Annotated in this window: 12 protein-coding genes; 8 read left to right on the top strand and 4 right to left on the bottom strand. The window is 33.4% G+C overall.

What is annotated here, in order from left to right; all coding sequences use genetic code 11:
- Nucleotides 1–34 precede the first annotated feature (34 nt).
- Entirely contained in the window at nt 35–2,812 is a 2,778-nt protein-coding gene (locus ACOQOS_RS05840; protein ID WP_420574033.1) for a T9SS type A sorting domain-containing protein, read from the bottom strand.
- 220 nt (nt 2,813–3,032) lie between these two features.
- Between ACOQOS_RS05840 and ACOQOS_RS05845 the strand changes: the two genes are divergently transcribed.
- The 6 genes from ACOQOS_RS05845 (at nt 3,033) to ACOQOS_RS05870 (ending at nt 12,488) form a co-directional block, all read left to right on the top strand.
- Nucleotides 3,033–6,086 carry a protein O-mannosyl-transferase family gene (locus ACOQOS_RS05845; RefSeq protein ID WP_420574034.1) on the top strand — a complete coding sequence of 1,018 codons (3,054 nt, stop codon included), beginning with the start codon at nt 3,033–3,035 and terminating at the stop codon, nt 6,084–6,086.
- 11 nt (nt 6,087–6,097) lie between these two features.
- Entirely contained in the window at nt 6,098–6,868 is a 771-nt protein-coding gene (locus ACOQOS_RS05850) for a class I SAM-dependent methyltransferase (RefSeq protein ID WP_420574035.1), read from the top strand.
- A gap of 144 nt (nt 6,869–7,012) precedes the next feature.
- The gene (locus ACOQOS_RS05855) at nt 7,013–8,218 is read left to right on the top strand and encodes an RsmB/NOP family class I SAM-dependent RNA methyltransferase (RefSeq protein WP_420574036.1); all 1,206 of its coding nucleotides are present in this window, start codon (nt 7,013–7,015) and stop codon (nt 8,216–8,218) included.
- A gap of 29 nt (nt 8,219–8,247) precedes the next feature.
- Entirely contained in the window at nt 8,248–10,107 is a 1,860-nt protein-coding gene (locus tag ACOQOS_RS05860; protein ID WP_420574037.1) for an endonuclease, read from the top strand.
- An 88-nt stretch (nt 10,108–10,195) separates the two neighbouring features.
- Entirely contained in the window at nt 10,196–11,293 is a 1,098-nt protein-coding gene (locus ACOQOS_RS05865; RefSeq protein ID WP_420574038.1) for a T9SS type A sorting domain-containing protein, read from the top strand.
- 85 nt (nt 11,294–11,378) lie between these two features.
- A complete protein-coding gene (locus ACOQOS_RS05870) occupies nt 11,379–12,488 on the top strand; it encodes a T9SS type A sorting domain-containing protein (RefSeq protein ID WP_420574039.1) in 1,110 nt (369 codons plus the stop codon).
- A 194-nt stretch (nt 12,489–12,682) separates the two neighbouring features.
- On the opposite strand, the gene ACOQOS_RS05875 is transcribed toward ACOQOS_RS05870, so the two are convergent.
- Nucleotides 12,683–13,372 carry an aspartate/glutamate racemase family protein gene (locus ACOQOS_RS05875; RefSeq protein ID WP_420574040.1) on the bottom strand — a complete coding sequence of 230 codons (690 nt, stop codon included), beginning with the start codon at nt 13,370–13,372 and terminating at the stop codon, nt 12,683–12,685.
- Nucleotides 13,373–13,446: 74 nt separating this feature from the next.
- On the opposite strand from ACOQOS_RS05875, the gene hutI reads away from it, so the two are divergent.
- Nucleotides 13,447–14,682 carry an imidazolonepropionase gene (gene hutI / locus ACOQOS_RS05880; protein WP_420574041.1) on the top strand — a complete coding sequence of 412 codons (1,236 nt, stop codon included), beginning with the start codon at nt 13,447–13,449 and terminating at the stop codon, nt 14,680–14,682.
- Between the two features lie 321 nt (nt 14,683–15,003).
- Here hutI and ACOQOS_RS05885 read toward each other — a convergent pair whose 3' ends face one another.
- Nucleotides 15,004–15,588, bottom strand: coding sequence for a phosphatase PAP2 family protein (locus ACOQOS_RS05885; RefSeq protein WP_420574042.1), 585 nt, complete (start codon nt 15,586–15,588; stop codon nt 15,004–15,006).
- 89 nt (nt 15,589–15,677) lie between these two features.
- Nucleotides 15,678–16,712 (bottom strand): helix-turn-helix domain-containing protein, encoded by a 1,035-nt coding sequence (locus ACOQOS_RS05890; protein WP_420574043.1) that lies wholly within the window; start codon nt 16,710–16,712, stop codon nt 15,678–15,680.
- A 127-nt stretch (nt 16,713–16,839) separates the two neighbouring features.
- Here ACOQOS_RS05890 and ACOQOS_RS05895 point away from each other — a divergent pair, with 127 nt between their 5' ends.
- Nucleotides 16,840–17,856: a formimidoylglutamase gene (locus tag ACOQOS_RS05895; protein WP_420574044.1), complete on the top strand. Its 1,017-nt coding sequence runs from the start codon at nt 16,840–16,842 to the stop codon at nt 17,854–17,856.
- The last annotated feature ends 27 nt before the right edge of the window (nt 17,857–17,883 follow it).

The following is a 17,883-nucleotide window of genomic DNA, read 5'->3' on the forward strand; positions in this document are numbered from 1 at the left end:
CCTCTTATTTTAAGAAATGAGTCTTATAATGATATTATTCGATGATCATTTTCTTAGTATCTACTTTTTTACCACCTACATAAAGTGTATAGTAATACATTCCTGAAGATAATGTTCTTGTATTAATGTCTAATTCTTGATCCCCTTTTTGTTGTAAATCTACAATTGAGATTACTTGTCCTGCAGTATTTACAAATACCATTTTAGCTTCTCCCGTCATATCTTGTGGAACAAAATAGCGAATAGAAGATGTACTGTTAAAAGGATTTGGAATATTTTGATATAAAATTGCTCCGTTGTTGCTTGATCCGCTTATATCATCAATAGATAAAGTACCACTACAAGCACATGCTTCAATAGCTTCTACTCTAGTAATTAAATCATCTATTTGAGCTTGTTGTGCTGTATTCTCAGCTTCTAAAGTCGATAAAATTGGAGATAAATCAACATTTACAGAAGTTCCACCTTCAATAGCAACAGTTAATGTATTTCCTGATAATGTAGCAGAAGTTAAGTTCTGATTATCTGTTCCTGTTCCATCTTGGATTACAGCTAAATCAACTCCTGTTCCTCCAGAAATGTTTAAAGTTGTTCCCATTAAAGATAAATCTTGACTATCTGTTCCTGTTCCATCTGCAAGAGATGATAAATCAACACCTGTTCCTCCAGAAATATTTAAAGTAGTTCCCATTAAAGATAAATTCTGACTATCTGTATTATCTAAATATGGAGATAAATCTACGGTAGAAGCATTTCCTGTAATGCTTAAAATATCCGATGCTACAGAAATTGCTTGTGCATCTGTTCCAGTTCCATCTTGTAAAGAAGCCAAATCAACACCAGTTCCTCCAGAAATATTTAAAGTAGTTCCCATTAAAGATAAATTCTGACTATCTGTATTATCTAAATATCCTGATAAATCTACCGTTCCTGCGCTTCCTGTGATACTTAAAATATCTGAAGCTACAGAAATTGCTTGCGCATCCGTATTATCTAAATATGGTGATAAATCTACTGTAGATGCATTTCCAGTAATACTTAAAATGTCTGAAGCTACAGAAATTGCTTGCGCATCTGTATTGTCTAAATATCCTGATAAATCTACTGTGGATGCATTTCCAGTAATACTTAAGATGTCTGAAGCTACAGAAATTGCTTGCTCATCTGTGTTATCCAAATATGGAGATAAATCTACTGATCCACCATCTGTTAGGCTCAATACATTACTTCCATCTAACGCTAAATCTTGTGTATCTGTATCGGTATCCATCATACCTTTCCATTGCGTTCCATCCCAATAAAATGAATTATCAGTTTCTGTATCATACACTACCATACCTTCATCTGTAGCTGCTAGAGAACTTCCAAATGCTGTACGTTCAGCAGTAGTCATACGGTTTAGGTGTAAACCTTTAGTTGCGCCAGTTAAATCTAAAGATGCATTAGCGTTTGGTGTATCTGTACCAATACCAACACTTAATGGATTTGTACTTCCACCAAGAACCATAGTATTGTCATTTACTGCCGTAGCTGCATTACCAATGGCAACAGCATTTGTACCTTGTACATTTGCAGCATTACCAATAGCAATATTATTTGTAGGATCTAAAGCACTTGGATCTGTTGAAGAAGCTTGGTATCCAAGAACAATCGCTCCATCATTTTGAGCTACTGTCGTAGAACCAATAGCTATTGCAAATTGATTGTCAATATCTACAGAACGTCCGATACCTACAACATCGTTTTCTTCAATATCTACTCTATCTCCAATACCTACAGAATAATCAGCTTGATTCGTCATGTTTCCTAAATATCCCATCATAATAGAGTAATCACCACGAATATCATGATCAATACCCATAGAGATTGAATATTGTCCATCTATGAAAGAATCATTACCAAATCCCATTACGTTGTTATTACTTGCAGTAATATTGTAACCGAAGAACATTGTATTTGAACGGTTTGTGTTGTCAAAATCTGCTAACGATCCCATACCTACATTGTACTGACCTTCACGGTTTGTAAAACCAGCAGAGAAACCTACATATGTATTGTGATTTGCATTTGCTGTATTATTTGTACGGTTGTTATCCCAACCTGCTTGTGCTCCAATGAATGTGTTATAATCTGCCCATTCTGTAGCTACACCGGCAGCGGCACCAACCATCGTATTGTAAATACCATCTCCGATATCAATACCTGCTGAATCTCCAAACGCAGAGTTGTGGTGACCATCATCTACATCACTTAAAGATTCACTACCAACACCTGTATTACGATATCCTACATCTGAGGAAATACCTACTTCATTTCCAACGAATGTTTGCTTATATCCAGTAGTGTTGCTAAAACCTGCATCTTCACCAATGAATGTGTTTTCATAACCAGTAGTGTTGTTTGCTCCAGATTCTTCACCGACGAATGTATTGTCATAACCAGTGGTGTTATTTTCTCCAGATTCAGCTCCAACGAATGTGTTATCACCTCCATTGATAGTCAAACGACCAGCCTCATACCCGATAAAGGTGTTATCGAAACCAGTGGTATTTGAATATCCTGCAAGGTATCCGATAGCAACAAGCTCACTTGTTGTAACGCTTCGTCCTGCGCTGTAACCAAATAATGTTACTCTAGATCCTGAGGTAATAAAACTACCTGTACTATCTCCATAAAATGTGTTGAAGTCTCCCGAAGAAATACTTACTCCGGAACCAGTACCCATAGTTTCGTTTAGCGTTTGTGCTTGCATTCCTGTAATACCGAGAAGACACAGAAAAAGCACAACTACGAGGGGTAATTGTTTTTTCATAATAGAATTGTTGTTAGTTTACTTATAAAATGGTTATGCCAAATATATGAATTTCTATTTTAACATATTATTCAAATATACTTAACAAGTCATTATGAAACATAAGGGAATATACCTGTTTTTACAAAATTTGTATAATTTGCAGCTTTTTATTTATAATTGGTAGTTTTCAGATTGAATAATTCTATTATATTGCAATGAAAAATTAACCTAACATTCCATGCCAAAAGCTGAAAAAATTAGTAGTTGGATACTGTTTACAGTCGTATTTTTAATCTACACAATTTCTGCTTCAAACACTATTACCTTCTGGGATAGTCCTGAATTTATCGCTAGTAATTATACGCTTCAAGCATCACATCCTCCAGGTGCGCCATTTTATACAATTTTGTGTAAAGTTGTGTTATCGTTTTTTCCTGCTACCAAAGCAGCATTGGTTAGTAATTTAATTTCTTCCTTTTTCGGAGCCTTGACAATTGCCTTATTATTTAGAATCACTACAAATATAGCAAAGCGTATACTTTCTGAATCAAAAAGTAATTATACACCTACAATTGTGCTTATTTCTGGAATTACTTCAGCTCTAACACTCGCATTTTCAGATAGTTTCTGGACAGCTGCAACCGAAGCAGAAGTATATACTTTATCATTTGCCTTGATGACTGGAATGATTCACATCATGTTGTTATGGGAAAGTACTTTAAACAAAAGAAAAGAGATTGTTTTATTACTTTTCTTCGCTTTTTTACTAGGAATCGCTACTGGCGTACATTTAATTTTAATTGCAATTGTAATTCCGTTGTCACTTTTAATTGCTCATAAAAAGTATGGACTTACTATAAAGACATTTATTATTGCTGGATTACTAGGTTGTATTGCTTTCTTTTTCATCTATGGATTTGTAGTACAAGGAACTATCAAACTTGCAAATTCTTTGGATATTTGGTTAGTAAATTCCTTTAAAATGTCTCTCAATACGGGAATTATTATACTATTATTATGCATTGCTATCGTATTTAGTGTACTGTTAGTATTCTCGCGAAAGCGTCAAAAAACAATACTTCACCATGTTACATTAGGAATGATTTTTTTCTTAATTGGAATGAGTTCTTTTTTGATGCCACTACAACGATCTGGATTAAATACACTCATTGCTGAAAGTACCAATAATAGTAATAAAATGCTTCAATATGTACGCGCAGAACAATTTGGTGTCACATCAATTCCATTGTTAAACGGACCTGTGTTTAATGCACCATTAGATAAAGATGTAGCATTTATTGACGGAAAACCAGTATTTACATACGATTTTGAAAAAGAAAGATATGTAGAAGTACATGATGGAAAGTTTAAGGAAGTAAACTATGCAAGTGAATTTAAGATGTTTTTTCCTAGAATATTTGACAAAGGTGACTCCGAAAAATACAAAGCATGGACTCCAATTCTTGGAGAACCTATAAAATATCCTGTACGCGGAGAAGTTGTTACTATTAACAAACCAACTTTTGGAGAAAATTTAAGCTTTTTTGTTAATTATCAAGTGATCTGGCTAAATACTCGTTATCTGTTTTGGAATTTTATTGGAAGACAGAACGATCATCAAGGCTTAGGCTACATAAAAGATGGAAATTGGAAGAGTGGCATTAATGCTTTCGATAAAGATAGAATTGGAGATACAGCCATGATCCCTGAATATTACAAGAACCATATGGGCAACGATTCTTATTACTTTTTGCCTTTTCTTTTGGGAATTTTAGGAATTATTGCACTACGAAAACACAAACAATATTTTTGGACTACTTTATTGCTTTTTTTAACTTTTGGAATCGGAATTACCATTTATGTAAATCCTGTGCCTTCTAGTATTTTGATTCGTGAACGCGATTATATTTTTATTGGTTCATTTGTAATTTTTGCCTTGTGGATTGGTCTTTCTGTAGTTTTTCTGGCGAAAGCCTTGTATAAAATTAAAAATCCAAAAACACGTATTGGACTTGTTACGATCATTGTACTTTTGGCAGCTCCAATACAATTGTTAGCAAAAGGTTGGGACAATCATCAACGCGGACATGATGACTTTGCCTACAACTTCGGAAAGGCGTATTTGGATGCTTGTCCAAAGCAAGCAGTACTTATTACTGATGGCGATAATATGACTTTTCCGGTTTGGTATTTGCAACAAGTAGAAGGTTATCGAACTGATGTACGTGTAATTAATTTTGATCAGTTGAATGTAGAAATGCATATTGATAATTTACGTAATACAATATATGATTCGAAACCTTTAAAAATAGATTTAGACAGAGCGTTTTATGTAAGTGGAATTGAAAAGTTATTGCCTTTACAGGAAGAAACTCAGGAAGCTGCAAAGTTGCCAGTAATGTTTGAATTTTTAAAGCAAGATAATACGCGTATTAACTGGAATGGACGTATGCGCCATTATATTCCTTCCACTTCATTTTCTATTCCAATTGATACTATAAAGTTCAAAAAAATACTAGATCCAACAAAGTTAAACGCTTCGTATACCTCATCCATAACATGGAAGCATCCCAAAAAGTTTTATGGCCTAAATGAACTTGTGTTGATGAATCTTTTAACAAATAATATTCATGAGCGACCAATTTGTTTTGCTATTAATAGTAAAAAACGTCACAATATTGGTTTGGAACCTTATTTGATTCAACATGGTATGGTGAATATTTTAGCACCTATTCAGCGTACAAATTCAAAATTAAACCCTAAGATTGTAGATACTAAAATGATGTATTCATATGTAATGAATCAGGTAAATTTTGAAGGCTTACAAGGTGAATCAGGATTTGTTCGTAATGAAAATGCTACGTATGCACGAGAAATTTTTCGTCAAAATTATTATTTCTTGGCACAAGCCTTACTCGAAGAAGGAAATACAGAAAAAGCAATTGCTGTGTTAGATAAATGTATTTCATTATTTCCTGATAAAACCATTCCATACAAGCAGTTTTCGTATGGTATTGGTAGGTTATATGTTCGTGCAGGTAAACATCAAAAAGGAATCGAAATTTGCAAGACTGCCATGCAAAATATTTGGGATGAACTACAATGGATGATTTCTTTTGATCCGCCATATCCAATTATAAATTTACGCCATGCATATCGATTAAAAGGCATGTATTTTCAGATGATGCAACAGTTTCCAAGTGGTATTGAAAATGCTCCTGTTAGTAGAGAGGTATTTAAACAATTTGAAGAAACTTTTGAAACTTGGCAAAAACGAAACTGGCCATATTAATTCCCCTAATTATGTTATTTTCAACTGAAGTTACTTCTTCTAAAATCATTTCTGATAATCCGTTATTTCAGCGGACACTAAAAGCGTATCATATAGTTGCGCCATATATTCATGGAAATGTACTCGAAATAGGTTGTGGTGAAGGTTACGGTGTAGAATTGCTATATAAAAATGCTGAAAAACTAACTTTGATTGACAAATCTCCGTATACAGCAGAATTAATCAATAATAGATTTCCGAATACTACAATTATTCAAGAGAAAATTCCTCCATTAACGCAATTAGAAGATAACAGTTTTGACGTTATCGTTTCGTTTCAAGTGATTGAGCACATTAAAGAAGCTGCTTTATACTTAGCAGAAATTCATCGTGTTTTAAAACCTAATGGAAAAGCATATATTTCTACACCAAACGCTTTAAAAACTATTGCGCGAAATCCTTGGCACTATAAAGAATATACCTTTGAAGATTTGTCTAGTTTGATTGAAAAAAGTTTTACCAAATATACGATTCAAGCTGTTCAAGGAAATGCTAAAACAGATGCGTATTATGAAAAAAATAAAAAATCTGTAGCTAAATTTTTGCGCTATGATATTTTTAAACTTGAACACAAAGTTCCTTCTTGGCTATTGCAAATTCCATATGAAATTGCCAATAGAATGAATCGCAAAAAGTTATTGAATAAGAATCCTGATTTAGTGAATAGTATTACGCTTGAAGATTATTCGCTAGCAGAACATTCAGATGCAACGCTCGATTTCTTTTGTACGTTAGAGAAATAGGTTTGCTCAATGATTTTATTTGAATATTGGAACTTATATTCTACATAATAACTTCTTAAAGAAGGTTTAATACAGAATTCAGGTTAAATTAACTAAAAAATCTAAACATAAAACAATACCTTTGCTGTTTAATTTTGAATTCACATGCGATTACACAGAAATTTAGTTTTTTCCGTTATTGATGGATTAAACCTAATATTTAATGAAGGAGCTTATGCCGATAAAGTAGTTGAAAAATTACTAAAAAGAGACGCCCGTTGGGGAAGTCGTGATCGTAAGTTTGTTGCTGAAACTACTTATGAAATTGTACGCTGGAAACGCTTATATGCTGAAATAGCAGATACTAAAGAAAATTATTCTCGTGAAAATTTATGGCGCATTTTTGCTGTTTGGGCAACATTACGCGGCATAGAATTACCTGATTGGAATCAACTTGCAGGAACACCAACTCGAAGAATAAAAGGACGTTTTGACGAAGTTTCTAAAACTCGAAAAATAAAAGAATCTATCCCAGACTGGCTAGATGAATTAGGTGTAGCCGAATTGGGTGAAGATGTTTGGACAAAAGAAATTAATGCGCTAAACAAGCAAGCAGATGTTATTCTTAGAGCCAATACATTGCGAACTACCAAAGAAAAACTAAAAGAATTATTAGCTTCTTTTGATCATGAAACCGAAGAAGTTAAAGGACATCCTGTAGCGTTACGTTTAAAAGAACGTGCGAATATTTTTAAAAATGAAGCTTTCAAAAATGGATTGTTTGAAGTACAAGATGCAAATTCACAATTAGTTTCGGAGTTTTTAGATGTAAAACCTGGAATGAGAGTTGTTGATACTTGTGCCGGTGCTGGAGGAAAATCATTGCATTTAGCCGCGTTGATGGAAAATAAAGGAAACTTAATTTCTTTAGATATTTATGAAGGTAAACTGCGCGAACTAAAACGCAGAGCACGACGAAATGGTGCACATAATATTGAAACGCGCGTGATCACATCTACCAAAGTGATCAAAAAATTATATGACAAAGCAGATCGTGTATTAATTGATGCTCCATGTTCTGGATTGGGCGTTTTACGAAGAAATCCTGACGCAAAGTGGAAAATTCAACCAGAGTTTTTAGCAAAAATTAAAGAAACACAACAAGATATTTTACAACGATATTCACGAATGGTAAAATCGGGCGGAAAGTTAGTATATGCTACTTGCTCTATATTACCATCGGAAAACCAAGAACAAGTAGAGAAGTTTTTAGCTTCCAATGAAGATTTTTCGCTTGTAGAAGACAAAAAGCTATTGGCATCTGAATCAGGTTTTGATGGTTTTTACATGGCTTTACTACAACGAAAATAGAACCCTAAATTATTTCAATATATTACAAAATGAAAAGAACATTACTTTTTTTAATCGGATTGATTTCATTTACAACTGTCGCACAACAGACATATTATAATGATGTTAATCTTACACTTACAGGAACACAATTGCGTGATGCATTAGCAACAAAAGTGATCAACACACATTCAAATTCACTATCGTACTCAGAAATATGGACTGCAACGAGAGTGACGGATTTAGATCCAAACAATTCAAATAACGTATTATTATTGTACGGATGGGAAAACGGAAGTGACTCAGATGTAACAAACGATTTATCAAGAGATAAGAATGATAATGGAGGAAATGTTGGTGATTGGAACAGAGAACACACATTTGCAAACTCATTGGCTAGTCCAGATTTAGATTCAAATACAACAAACGGACCTCCATACAGTGACGCTCACAATTTACGTTCTACAGATGTACAACGTAATGGTCAACGCGGAAGCCGTCTATTTTCAGCAGGTTCTGGAAATTCTGGACCTGTAGGTTCTTTTTGGTATCCTGGTGATGCTACTGCTGGTGGACCAGACTGGCGTGGTGATGTAGCTAGAATTGTAATGTACATGTACATCCGTTACGGAAATCAATGTGCTCCAAATTTAGTTGCTAACGGATCTACAAATAGTATTGATTCTAATATGATTGATTTATTATTAGAGTGGAATGCTGCCGATCCTGTTTCTGCCTATGAAGATGCACGTAATACATATCACGAAAATATATCAAACGCAACGGCACAAGGAAATCGTAATCCTTTTATTGACAATCCTCGTTTGGCTACTCAAATTTGGGGAGGAACGCCTGCAGAAGATCGCTGGGGAATTTTTGGTACAGATACTGAAAATCCAACAGTACCAACAAATCTTATGGTAAGCAACGAAACTTTAACGAGTATCGATCTTTCTTGGACAGCTTCTACAGATAATATTGGAGTTACAGCATATGAAGTATATGTTGATGGTATGCTAAACCAAACAGTTGCAACAACTTCTGCTACTGTTTCAGGACTTGCTTCTTCAACTACATACGCATTTACAGTATTAGCAAAAGATGCACAAGGAAATAGTTCTGCACAATCTGCTTCGGTAGATGGAACTACACTTACAAATACTGGCGGAGGAACTGGTTCTAATTTATATTTCTCAGAATATATTGAAGGAAGTTCTTTTAATAAAGCTCTTGAAATTGCCAATTATACAGGTGCAACAGTTGATTTAAATGATGTAGCAAACACATACACACTAAAAATAAGTACTAATGGAAGTGCTACATGGAATTCGACATATACTTTTCCAATGGGCGCAACTATTAATGATGGTGATGTGTATGTAATTGGAAACACTGGTTTAGCTGTTTGTACAAGTGTTGTAGATGATTCAAATGATATCATTACTGGATTCAATGGAAATGATGCTATTGGGTTGTTTAAAAACGATATTCTTATTGATATTTTAGGAACTTTAGGAGACGGAACTACTTATGCTAGTAATACAACTTTAGTAAGAAAGCCTAGTATCGATTCTCCTAACACAACGTTTACAGCTAGCGAATGGGATACATTTGCTTCTAATACATGTACAAACTTAGGAATGCATACACAGACTTTAAGTGTTGAAACGTTTGAAGCAGATTCTTTTCAAGTATATCCAAATCCTACAAATGGAAATGTTATATACATAAATACTAAAAATAATGTAGAAGTTTCTTCAATTCGTATCTATGATATTAGCGGAAAACAAGTTTTACAAACAGTAAATCCGTCAAACGAAATAAACATTCAAGGATTACAACAAGGAATGTATATTTTACAATTAGAAATTGAAAATCAAATGATTAACAAAAAATTAATCAAACAATAATACTAAACGTAATTCATAAAAAGCGATGTTATTTTAATAAATAGCATCGCTTTTTTTTATACATTTATATAAAAAATTACAACCAGCCATGAAAAAAATTACGTTAACAATTGTATTACTTTTTACCAGTTTTTTTTGCTTTGCAAATGATACTGAGGCGCCAACTACACCTACAGATTTAACTCCCATTTTTTTTAATAACAATACAGGTACTGCTGCTCTTTTATGGACACACTCTACAGATAATATTGGCGTTGTTGAATATGATGTATATGTTGATGATGTATATAATCAAACTGTTGCTTATAATGGTAATGCTTCTCATGGAGATGCTGTTTTCTCAGGAATTTTTGGAACAACTCACTGTTTCAAAGTATTAGCTAGAGATGCTGCAGGAAATACTTCACCATTAAGTAATAACAGCTGTTTTACACGCTATCTACAAATATTACCTAATGATTTATACATTTCTGTAATCATGAATGGTACAGGAGCAAATAACCTAATTGCAATTACAAATACTATTGGTCCAACAAACCTTGATGATTATTCTATCAAAATAAGCAGAGATGGTAACTCTACTTGGCAAGAAACATATACATTTCCTTCTGGTTTAGTTATTCCTGATATTAGCTCTCATATTATTGCTAACTCTCAAGCCAATGCTTGCGAATCTGGCAATTATGATGAAATCAATGATATGATTACTAATTTTGATGGAAATGACGCAATCGGATTATTTAAAAACGATGTCTTAATTGATATTGTGGGAACCTTAGGAATTAATAACACTAACTTTGAAAGTGACAAAATATATTACAGAAATTCTGGCTTTACAAGCACTACTTTTGATCCATTAAATTGGACTGGAACTGTCATTCCTAACACAATAGCTTGTGATGAAATTGAATTCATTGGAAGTTTTACATTATTAACTGTAGAAGAAATAGAAACGAATGCTTTTCAAATATATCCTAATCCTACTAATGGGAATAGCATTTATATAAATACCAAGAATAATGTAGAAGTGTCTTCTGTTCGCATCTATGACCTAAACGGGAAGCAAGTTTTACAAACGGTAAATCCATCAAACGAAATAAACATTCAAGGATTAAAACAAGGAATGTACATTTTACAATTAGAAATTGGAAATCAAACGATTAATAAAAAATTAATCAAGCAATAAAAGTATACGTGATTTATAAAAAGTGATGTTACTTACCAAAACAGCGTCACTTTTTTTATACATTTATATAAAATTACAACCAGCTATGAAAAAAATTACGTTAACAATTGTATTACTTTTTGCATGCTTATTTGGCTTTGCAAATGATACAGAAGCACCAACCACACCAACAAACCTTCGTTTTCCAGACAATCCTTTAGTTCAACCAGACTCTATTTCTGTACTTTGGGATCATTCAACAGATAATATTGGAGTTGCTACTTATGAAGTGTATATTAACGGAATCTTGGAAGAAATCGTTCCTTACGACGGAACAGATACTTTTCAATTTATTCCGCTTTTAAATTATTCTAATGGAACATATTGCATCAGAGTACTTGCTAGAGATGCTGCCGGGAATGCTTCGTCATTATCTAATGAAGTCTGTAAAACTGTTAGTGTTATTTATCAAAACGAACCCAATAAACTTTACATATCTGGTTTATTAAATTATTCTGGAGACAATAAGGCTATTGAATTATCCAATCTTACCTATCAACCTATTGATTTATCAGATTATTCTATAAAAGTAAGTTATGATGGTAGCGGAACTTGGGACACTGTATATACCTTTCCTGCAAATACAATTTTACCAGTATATGAAACGTATGTAATTGCACATCCTAATATTTCAATCTGTACAGAATTTGTAAATAACTATGATGCTAGTATTACAAACTTTGATGGAAATGATGTAATTGGATTATTTAAGTACGATGTTTTTTATGATGCCATTGGACAATTGGGAAATAACGCAACAATCATAAATGCTGATATGTATATGAAAAGAACATATATGACTACAATTCCTACAACAGCTTTTGATTTGAATACTTGGGATACATTTTCGAGCAATGGTAATTGTCCACCCGATTTTGGGTTTGCATCTATCGCAGTATTAACGGTTGAAGAGGAAGCAATAAATTCTTTTCAAATGTATCCAAACCCTGTCGCAACTAACACACTACAATTCAATACGACTAACAATCAAACGATTGATACTATTTCTATTTTAGATATCAACGGGCGAACCCTATTGAATTCATCAAACATAAACAACAATCAACTTGATATTCAAACACTTAAACAAGGCGTATATTTCGTAAAAGTTCAAGTTGGTAATGTCATTAGCACACATAAATTGATTCGACAATAAATCAACTACTTCGAGGTAAACATTAAAGCATTTAAATTTCGATTATCGAGTAAATATCACATAAAAATAAAAGCTCCAAATGTACATTTGGAGCTTTTTTGTATTACATAATTATGCCAGTTATCATGTAATTTTCTATAAAAATAACAACTATTTTTTAATTCTAAACAACGACATTAAAAATTGTCATAAAATTAACGTAAAGCCATATCCATCGCTTTTGTTGCATGAATGGTCGTCGTATCAAATACCGGAATAGAAACATCTTTTTGTTGTATCAATAAAGGTATTTCGGTGCACCCTAAAATAACGCCTTCTGCTCCTACTTGCTGTAAACGATTAATAATTTTCACATACGCTTCTCGCGAACTTTCTTTTAGTTCTCCTTTTGATAACTCTTCATAAATAACACGATTTACTTCTTTGCGTTCTTCTGCATTTGGAATCAAGGTTTTAATACCGAAAGAAGTTAATACATCTTTATAAAAATCTTTCTCCATCGTATATTTTGTCCCCAACAAAATAACTGTTTTCAACTCTTGAGCTACAATTTTCTCTGCTGTTGCTTCTGCAATATGCAACACAGGAATTTTCACACTTGCACGAACAGCATCTATCGTTAAATGCATAGTATTTGCACAAATTAAAATACATTCAGCTCCTGCTTTTTCAAGACCTATCGCGGCTTTTGCCATAATTTCATCCAATACATCCCAACGACCATCGTGCTGTAATTTCTGAATCTCTCCAAAATCAACCGAATTAATAATACACTTCGCTGCATGCGGTTCGCCTTTATGTTTTGCCGCTAAACTGTTTAAAATTTGATAATATAGAATAGTAGATTGACTCGTAATTCCACCTATAAGTCCAATAGTTTTCATGATTGAGAATTTATAAGTATAAAATTAGGGATTTATTCGCTTTGCATCTACATTTGTAAGTATAATTTTCATACATGACAACCTTACTCATCAACATCAAAGAATTAGTTCAAGTTAGAGAAACCAATATTTCCAAAGTTTCTGGTATCGACATGAAAGAACTTCCCATCTTAAAAAATGCATATGTATATATTGATGGTGATGTCATTGCTGATTTTGGCTCGATGGCTGATATAGAAATCGCTTCCGCAGATACCATCATTGATTGTACAAACAAAGTCGTTTTACCAACTTGGTGTGACAGTCATACACACTTGGTTTACGCGGGAAACAGAGCGCAAGAATTTGTAGATCGTATCAATGGTTTGAGTTATGAGGAAATTGCCAATCGCGGTGGTGGTATTTTAAATTCTGCTAAAAAACTTCAAGAAACTTCTGAAGATGAACTCTTTAAACAATCTTCCAAACGTTTGGAAGAAGTAATGCGCATGGGAACTGGCGCCATAGAAATAAAATCTGGTTATGGACTCACCGTTGAAGCAGAACTTAAAATGTTGCGTGTTGCCAAGCGATTAAAGGAAACCTACAATTTCCCTATCAAAACAACATTCTTGGGCGCACATGCTATTCCTGCAAATTACAAAGGAAACCAAGACGGCTATATGGATGTAGTAATAAATGAAATGCTACCAAAAGTTGCTGAACAAAACTTAGCTGAATACGTAGATATTTTCTGCGAAAAAGGCTATTTCACACTACAAGATACCGAACGTTTGCTCAAAGCAGCACAACAATATAATTTGATACCAAAAATTCACGTAAACCAATTCAATGCCTTTGGAGGCGTAGCTTTAGGCGTAAAATATAATGCACTTTCGGTAGATCATTTAGAAGAACTCAACGATGATGATATTGAAGCATTGCAAGGAAGTCATACCATGCCAGTTGCGTTGCCATCTTGCTCATATTTTCTTAGTATTCCATATACGCCAGCACGTAGGTTAATGGATGCAGGTTTGCCAGTTGCGTTAGCTACCGATTACAATCCAGGTTCAACACCTTCTGGAAATATGAATTTTGTAGTAAGTACGGCATGTATCAAAATGAAAATGACACCTGAAGAAGCAATCAATGCGGCAACGATTAACGGAGCTTATGCAATGGGACTTTCGGAAACACACGGAAGTATTACCAAAGGAAAAGTTGCCAATTTGATGATTACTAAGGAAATTCCATCGTTTCATGTATTGCCATACGCATTTGGCGACAATAACATAGAACAGGTTTTGATTAATGGAAAGCTTGTTTAGACTTGCTATTGCTCTTAGATTGTTAGAGTTTTAGACATCACTTCGCTGTTAGACTTTCTTCGAAATGTCTTTGCGAAGAGTTAGCGTCGTGGCAGTCTGCTTCTAATTAAAGACTGATAACTAAATAAAAAAACATGCTAAACTTCTCGCTTCCGCAGAATGGTTCCTTGTCAAAGTTGGTGATTAAAAAGTAAATCTCATCAAAGCTTTCTCAAACAATGGATTGCAAACGAACAATTTCCCTACGCTTTCGAAGAAATTTGGAAGATTCGTGAGGAATGTATTGCTGCTCTCTCACAATAGTTCATCTAACTTAGGTTTTTAAAACTTTAGTACAAATCCAACTAAAAATTGATCTTGACCAGTTGCTAATGTGACTTTAAATTTGTCTTTATAAGGTGTTGTAAAAAGATAAGAACTTCCGACACCTGTAATGATTCCTCCCAAAACATCCCAACCATCATGTCTGTCATCTATTCCTTCTATTCTACTGTACGCAACAAAACCAGCCAATACATAGGCAGGAATTCCATATTTCCAACCATATCGTCGTTGTATAAAAGAAGCACTTTGAAAAGACACAGAAGTATGTCCAGAAGGAAAAGCAAGTCCGTCAGTTGCGCCATCAGGTCTCCGTTTGTTAATTGCGTATTTTAACGCATATGTGATTCCAAGGTTTAGTGTAAAAGATTTTGCAAACTGCCAAGTTCCTTGCCGGTCATCTTCCAAGAAAGTAGCAACTCCAGCAATAATAGGTAATCCAATTTGAATAATATCGCCTGTATCTTGAATTGTTTTTTCAGTTTTTATCTCTCTTGAACTTCCTTCTACTTGTGCAATTGAAGTTGACACACAAAAGAAAAGTCCAATAAGAATAGATATTCGCCTAGAAAATAATTTACTCATTATTTGTGATTTTTGTTCTCTCAAATAACGTGTGTATTATCTTTTAAAAGATATGCATGAGGGTCAGAATACGTATTCTGAACATCTTTTTAAGCAATATCCATGAGTGTTTTTTTAAATTCAGAAGGCGTTAAACCTTTGATTTTCTTGAACGTAGTATTAAACGAAGATTTTGAATTGAAACCAACCTCATTTGCGATTCCAAAAAGTGTATAATGCGCATACTGTTCTTTTTGCAAACAATTTATAAAAGCATCAACTCTATACTGATTGATAAAATCTTGAAAACTAATTCCCATATGTACATTTAAAACTTCTGAAATGTGTTGCCTTGGTACTTGAAGTTTTTGAGCAACATCATGAATCGAAAGTTTTGTTTTTGTATATAGTTTTTCTTTTTCCATGAGTCGTATAAGTTCCTTTTTATAATTTGAAAAATCATGAACAGCCAAACTAGAAGTTTTATATTTTGATGGTTTTACACTAGGTAAAACTTCCTTAGGAGAAATTACTAATTTAAAACTGAATGAATAAAATAAAAAAGCGACCAATACAATTAGAAAACTGTTAGAATATTGATCGTTAAATAACCAAAATTCTTCTAAACCTGACAATCCTAACACTTCATTACTGGTAGAAAAACTAATAACAATTATTAGTGGAATCATAAAATACAGCATCCATTTTTCAGATTGAGACTTATACAATCTTCCAATAATAAAAACTAAATAACTTAAAAAAGTTAGTTCTATAAACAATTCAAATAGCTCGATTACAATTCCATTTAATGATGGTTGCGCCTCCAATATTTCTATGGTTAAGTATATAATATTTGGAATAAAATACAGAAGATCTTTTTTCAAAAAACCTGTTTCAGGTTCTATTTTATACTTTATAAAGAGGAATAAAAAAGTAATGAACAACGTAATGTCAAAGAAGAATAAATCTGTGTTTTTAAATAATAAGTTATCATCATCATCTCCTAAAATATACAGCTGTACTGCAGTAATACTTCCTACAAATAACCAAAAAATAGTTTTTTTATACTGCTTTTTATTTTTAAATATTACGACCAGTAAAAAGAGCCCTTGAATTAATGTCAGTATTTGTATGCTTTGTAACATAAGGTTGTTTTTTACACACAACGCTTTTATTATAAATTTAGTCTTTAGTTGTAAAAATAATCCATAAAAGAAATGAATTTCATTCATATAAAAGTGTAAATTAGCATTACGCAATCGATACTAAACCATGCTACATTTGTATACTAGCGAAAGCCTTGGTGCTTTCATCTCTAAGCGAGAAGGCGAAACTAAATTTGGAGAACGAGTAGAAACACTTTCTTCAAAAGACAACTTAGTTACGCAACTTCAACAAAGCGAAGCAAAATATGTACTTTTAGGAATTCCTGAAGATATTGGCATACGCGCCAACCGAGGAAAAGCTGGCGCTACAACTGCGTGGAAAGCTGCATTGAGCGCTTTATTGAATACACAAGACAACGCCTATAATAAAGGAAAAAGATTGTTGGTTTTAGGACATTTAGATTTTTCCGATTTGTTAGATAGAGCTGCAAATTTCGATCAAAACTCTCCCGAATATTACATATTGCTTTCACAGTTAGTGAACAAGATTGACGAAGAAGTGAGTTATATCATGTTTCAAATTATCAGCGCAGGAAAAACGCCTATTATTGTTGGTGGTGGACATAACAATGCGTATGGAAACATTAAAGGAACAGCACTAGGAAAAAGTAAAGCGATCAATGTGATTAATTTTGATGCACATACTGACTTTAGAAACTTAGAAGGTAGACATAGCGGTAATGGATTTAGTTACGCTTTCAAACAAGGTTTTTTGGATAAATACTTTATGTTTGGTTTGTATGAAAACTACACGTCTAAAAAAGTTTTCAAAACTATTGACAGTTATCCAGAACGTTTGCAATACAATACTTTTGAAAGCATTGAAATTCGTCAAGAACAAGGATTTTCTTTTCAATTGAATCGCGCTTTAAATTTCATTGACAATCGTTCGTTTGGTGTTGAAATTGATTGTGATTCTATAGAAAATGTACCAAGTAGCGCCATGACACCAAGTGGTTTCTCTGCCAATCAAGCGCGTATGTTTGCTTCTTTCTTTGGGAAACAAAAAAATGCAGCATATTTACATTTATGCGAAGCGGCTCCAAACCCTAACGACGCACAAGAAATATATGTAGTTGGGAAATTATTAAGTTACCTCATCACTGATTTTATGCGAAAATAATCTAACTGTACTTGGAAAACATTCAAA

The sequence above is a fragment of the Kordia sp. genome, assembly GCF_965224175.1.
Classification (GTDB): Bacteria; Bacteroidota; Bacteroidia; order Flavobacteriales; family Flavobacteriaceae; genus Kordia.

What these genes read in the sequence shown, in the direction of transcription:
- ACOQOS_RS05840 (WP_420574033.1), bottom strand. Translation starts at nt 2,812, where the DNA reads ATGAAAAAACAATTACCCCTCGTAGTTGTGCTTTTTCTGTGTCTTCTC.
- ACOQOS_RS05845 (WP_420574034.1), top strand. Translation starts at nt 3,033, where the DNA reads ATGCCAAAAGCTGAAAAAATTAGTAGTTGGATACTGTTTACAGTCGTA.
- ACOQOS_RS05850 (WP_420574035.1), top strand. Translation starts at nt 6,098, where the DNA reads ATGTTATTTTCAACTGAAGTTACTTCTTCTAAAATCATTTCTGATAAT.
- ACOQOS_RS05855 (WP_420574036.1), top strand. Translation starts at nt 7,013, where the DNA reads ATGCGATTACACAGAAATTTAGTTTTTTCCGTTATTGATGGATTAAAC.
- ACOQOS_RS05860 (WP_420574037.1), top strand. Translation starts at nt 8,248, where the DNA reads ATGAAAAGAACATTACTTTTTTTAATCGGATTGATTTCATTTACAACT.
- ACOQOS_RS05865 (WP_420574038.1), top strand. Translation starts at nt 10,196, where the DNA reads ATGAAAAAAATTACGTTAACAATTGTATTACTTTTTACCAGTTTTTTT.
- ACOQOS_RS05870 (WP_420574039.1), top strand. Translation starts at nt 11,379, where the DNA reads ATGAAAAAAATTACGTTAACAATTGTATTACTTTTTGCATGCTTATTT.
- ACOQOS_RS05875 (WP_420574040.1), bottom strand. Translation starts at nt 13,372, where the DNA reads ATGAAAACTATTGGACTTATAGGTGGAATTACGAGTCAATCTACTATT.
- hutI (WP_420574041.1), top strand. Translation starts at nt 13,447, where the DNA reads ATGACAACCTTACTCATCAACATCAAAGAATTAGTTCAAGTTAGAGAA.
- ACOQOS_RS05885 (WP_420574042.1), bottom strand. Translation starts at nt 15,588, where the DNA reads ATGAGTAAATTATTTTCTAGGCGAATATCTATTCTTATTGGACTTTTC.
- ACOQOS_RS05890 (WP_420574043.1), bottom strand. Translation starts at nt 16,712, where the DNA reads ATGTTACAAAGCATACAAATACTGACATTAATTCAAGGGCTCTTTTTA.
- ACOQOS_RS05895 (WP_420574044.1), top strand. Translation starts at nt 16,840, where the DNA reads ATGCTACATTTGTATACTAGCGAAAGCCTTGGTGCTTTCATCTCTAAG.